The following is a 4,045-nucleotide window of genomic DNA, read 5'->3' on the forward strand; positions in this document are numbered from 1 at the left end:
GGCCTGCCGCGCGCCGGGCGCCAGGCCCCGGGCGGCCGAGGACGGCTGCTTGCCGGTGCCGCGTCCGGGCCGTCCGCGGGTCCCGATGGGGATGATCTCCGCGTCACCCATGGTCGGCCCCGCGTTCGTACGCCGGCACTCGCCGGCCGCTCCGCTCGATGGCCGGCTCGGGCTCGGGCAGGTGCTGCGCGACCCGCGCCAGGACCCGCTCGGCGTAGCCACCGGTGGGGGCCAGCGGCGCGGCGAAGTCCGCGAACGCCTCGGCCGTGGTGAAGGACGGCTCGAACCCGAGCTCGGCGCGCATCCGGGTCGTGTCGACCCCACGGCCGTAGGTCAGCAGCCGCATCAGCTCGGGGGAGAACTCCGCGACGCGCGCCGAGCGCAGCGTCGAGCCGACCCGGCCGACCGCGACCGACGGGAGGGCCAGGCTGGGCCGCTGCAGCCGCCGCATCGCCTGGGAGAGCATCAGCACCCCGTCCCCGGCGACGTTGAACGTGCCGGCCACCTCGGCGGCGATCGCGTGGCGCACGACCTCGAGGAGGTCCTGCTCGTGGAGGAACTGCAGCCGGGGGTCGTGGCCCAGCACGGTCGGGACCACCGGCAGCCGGAAGTACGACGTCAGCGGGCTGGCGACCTGCGGGCCGACCACGTTCGCGGCGCGCAGGATCGTCACCTGCACGTCCGGGCGGCGGCGGGCGAAGCCGCGCACGTAGCCCTCGACCTCGGCCACGTCCTTGGCGTAGCCCGAGCGCGGGGCACGCCGCGGCTCCATGTCCTCGGTGAACATCGCGGGGTCGCGGCTGCTCGCGCCGTACATGGTCGTCGACGACTTCACGACGAGCGTCCGCAGGCCGGGGGCCTTCTGGCAGGCGGCGAGCAGCTGCATCGTCCCGATGACGTTGAGCTCCTTCATCGTGTTCCGCCCGCCGGCGCTGCCGGGGGTGGAGATGACGCTCATGTGGACGACGGTGTCGACGTCCTCCTTCGCGATGACCTTCGCGATGACCGGGTTGCGGATGTCGGCCCGGACGAAGGACACCTCGCCCATGTCGCCGCGGGGCGGGACGGCGTCCACGCCGACGACGCGCTCGACCGACGGGTCCGCCGCGACGGCGCGCGCGACCCGGCGCCCGAGGTCGCGGGAGACCCCGGTGACCAGGACGACCCTGCCGGCGCTGCCCATGCGGCGTGCTGCTGGCCCGGGCCTACTTGCCGAGCTTGCGACGCTGGACGCGCGTCTTCTTCAGCAGCTTGCGGTGCTTCTTCTTGGCCATGCGCTTGCGCCGCTTCTTGATGACAGAACCCACGGGATACCTTTCAACAGCCGTTGCGTCCGCCGGCATCTGCCCGGAGGACCGACCCAGCCTAGCCGCCGGGCCCGCACGGACAGAATCGGCCGACAGATCCCGGACGGCTCAGCCTCGCTCAGCCCCGACGGTCGGCCTCGAGGGTCAGCCGGCGGTGTAGAAGCTCTTGCGCAGGTACTCGTCGACGTCCTTCTCCTGGACGCGGAACGATCGGCCGACCCGGACGGCAGGGAGCTCGCCGTTGTGGACGAGGCGGTAGACGGTCATCTTCGAGACCCGCATCATCGCGGCGACCTCGGCGACGGTCAGGAACTTCGACGAGGAGGTGTCCCCAGGGGTGGTAGCCATCGTGCACCGATCTTTCTGTCTGACGCGCCACCGGCTTCCCCGCCGGTGAGTGCACGCGTCGCGCACCGGTGAGAATAGAGCCTCATGTGACTCGTGGGGAAGGGGTTGCCCAAAGTAGCCTGCGAGACACCGGCGTGTCGGCTTGCGGTCCAGGCCAGTTCGGCCCCCGTGACGCGTCGCCGGGCCGGTCAGGGGAACGGGTCGAGGCCGTGCAGCGGGAAGACCTCCATGCGGGTGCTGTGGATGGCCCGGTCCAACCAGGTCTCGGGGTCGTAGCCGTCGATCCAGTCGCGGTAGCCGGGCGTGCGGCCGTCGGTCATCCGGTGCGGGGCCACCTGGTCGAGCGCCGTCTGCACGTAGGAGCGCCAGCCCGTCGGGGTCTCGGTCGCCGGGTCGAGCGGCTGCCCGCCGACGATGGCGAGCAGGTGGGTCCAGGCCCGGGGCACCACGTCGACGACGGCGTAGCCGCCGCCCCCGGTCGCCACCCAGCGACCGTCGCAGACCTCGTGCGCCAGTTCGTGGAGCGCGAGGTACGCCGCGCGCTGCCCGTCCACCGACAGCATCAGGTGCGCCAGGGGGTCCTCGATGTGGGAGTCGCACCCGTGCTGGGTGACCAGCACGTCGGGGGCGAACTCGCGCACCAGCGGCGGGACGACGGCGTGGAAGGCCCGCAGCCACCCGCCGTCGCCGGTGCCGGGCGGCAGCGCGACGTTGACGGCGAAGCCCCGGGCGTCCGGGCCGCCGAGGTCGGTCGGGAAGCCGGTCCCGGGGAACAGCATCTGGCCGGTCTCGTGCAGCGAGATCGTCAGCACCCGCGGGTCGTCCCAGAAGATCTTCTCGACGCCGTCGCCGTGGTGGACGTCGACATCGACGTACGCGACCCGCTGGGCGCCGCTCTCGAGCAGCTGCTTGATGCCGACGGCGACGTCGTTGTAGATGCAGAAGCCGCTGGCACGGTCCGGCATCGCGTGGTGCAGGCCCCCGCTGATGTTCGCCGCGTGCAGGGACTCCCCCGACCACACCTGCCGGCAGGCCTCCACGGTCGCCCCGACGATGTGGGCGGACGCGTGGTGCATGTCCGCGAACGTCGGGTTGTCGTCGGTGCCCAGGCCGTGCGCCTCGTCGAGTGTCCCGGGGTGGGCGCCGGCCCGGATCACCGCCTCGATGAGGGACGGCCGGTGCACGGTCGCGATCAGCTCGTCGGGCGCGACCGGGGCGTCGACCCGGCGCAGCGAGGCGAGCACCCCGAGCTCCTCGGCCAGGCGCATCGTCAGGTCGACCCGCAGCGGGGACATGGGATGGGTCGGCCCGAAGTCGTACTCGGTGAGGCTCGGGTCGAACACGACGGTCGCCGGTCCTGGACAGGAGGACATGTGACGGACGCTACCGGTACGGTGGCCGGGTGCTGACGTTCGGTTCCACACAGTCTCGCCCCCTCCCGTGGTGGCCCGCCTGACGGCGGACCGCGCGGAAGCACACCCACTTCACCCATCCGGACCGCCCACGGGCGGTCCGTTCGCGTGTCCGGACCCGTGGGCTCTCGACCCAGGAGCACCCATGGACCGCAAGCTCTCCCTGCTCACCCCGAGCGGACACCTCACGCTCGGCAACCTGCTCGGCGCACTGCGCCCGATGGCCGCCGGGCTGCGCGACTCACCGGAGCCGGAGCAGTGCTACTACGGCATCGCCGACCTGCACGCGATGACGACGCCGCACGACCCCGGCCGGCTGCGGTCACTCGCCCACGAGACCGCCACGCTCCTGCTCGCCGCCGGCCTGGAGGAGGCGACGCTGTTCGTGCAGAGCCGGGTGCCCGCCCACGCCCAGCTCGCCTACCTGCTCGAGTGCACGGCCACCACCGGCGAGCTCGGCCGGATGATCCAGTTCAAGGAGAAGGGGAGGGACCAGCCGTCCACGCGGGCATCGCTGTACACCTATCCCGCCCTGATGGCGGCCGACATCCTGCTCTACCGGCCCCGCCAGGTGCCGGTGGGCGCGGACCAGCGCCAGCACGTCGAGCTCGCCCGCGACCTGGCGACCCGGTTCAACAGCACCTACGGCCCGGTCTTCACCGTCCCGGAGATCACCGTGCCGGCGGCGGGTGCCCGGGTGATGCGGCTCGACGACCCGACCGCCAAGATGGGCAAGTCGGCCGGCGACACGGCGGGCGTCGTGCGGCTGCTCGACCCGCCCGACGTCGTACGCCGCAAGATCGCCCGCGCGGTCACCGACTCCGACACCGGCGCCGACGCCGTCCGCGCGGACCCGGCCAAGCCCGGTGTCACGAACCTGCTCCAGATCCTGGCCGCCTGCGGAGGCTCGGCGGCGGGCATCACGACGTACGGCGCGTTGAAGAAGGCCGTCACCGATGCGGTCGTCGCCCAGCTCGG

Annotated in this window: 5 protein-coding genes; 1 reads left to right on the top strand and 4 read right to left on the bottom strand. The window is 72.7% G+C overall.

Annotated elements, in window-relative coordinates; genetic code table 11:
* Nucleotides 1–103 precede the first annotated feature (103 nt).
* The 4 genes from VGD85_RS18180 to VGD85_RS18195 all read right to left on the bottom strand — a co-directional run bounded on the left by VGD85_RS18180 (nt 104) and on the right by VGD85_RS18195 (nt 3,028).
* Nucleotides 104–1,183, bottom strand: a complete 1,080-nt coding sequence (locus VGD85_RS18180; protein WP_331064844.1) for an NAD-dependent epimerase/dehydratase family protein — start codon at nt 1,181–1,183, stop codon at nt 104–106.
* Nucleotides 1,184–1,205: 22 nt separating this feature from the next.
* Entirely contained in the window at nt 1,206–1,307 is a 102-nt protein-coding gene (locus VGD85_RS18185) for a 30S ribosomal protein bS22 (protein WP_008356322.1), read from the bottom strand.
* Between the two features lie 144 nt (nt 1,308–1,451).
* On the bottom strand, nt 1,452–1,655 hold the full coding sequence (locus tag VGD85_RS18190) for a helix-turn-helix domain-containing protein (RefSeq protein ID WP_331064845.1): 204 nt from the start codon (nt 1,653–1,655) through the stop codon (nt 1,452–1,454).
* A 188-nt stretch (nt 1,656–1,843) separates the two neighbouring features.
* Nucleotides 1,844–3,028, bottom strand: coding sequence for an acetoin utilization protein AcuC (locus VGD85_RS18195; RefSeq protein WP_331064846.1), 1,185 nt, complete (start codon nt 3,026–3,028; stop codon nt 1,844–1,846).
* Between the two features lie 184 nt (nt 3,029–3,212).
* Between VGD85_RS18195 and trpS the strand changes: the two genes are divergently transcribed.
* Nucleotides 3,213–4,045: tryptophan--tRNA ligase (trpS, locus tag VGD85_RS18200; RefSeq protein ID WP_331064847.1), on the top strand; the 833-nt coding region annotated here is incomplete at its 3' end.

Source organism: Nocardioides sp., from assembly GCF_036401255.1.
Classification (GTDB): Bacteria; Actinomycetota; Actinomycetes; order Propionibacteriales; family Nocardioidaceae; genus Nocardioides.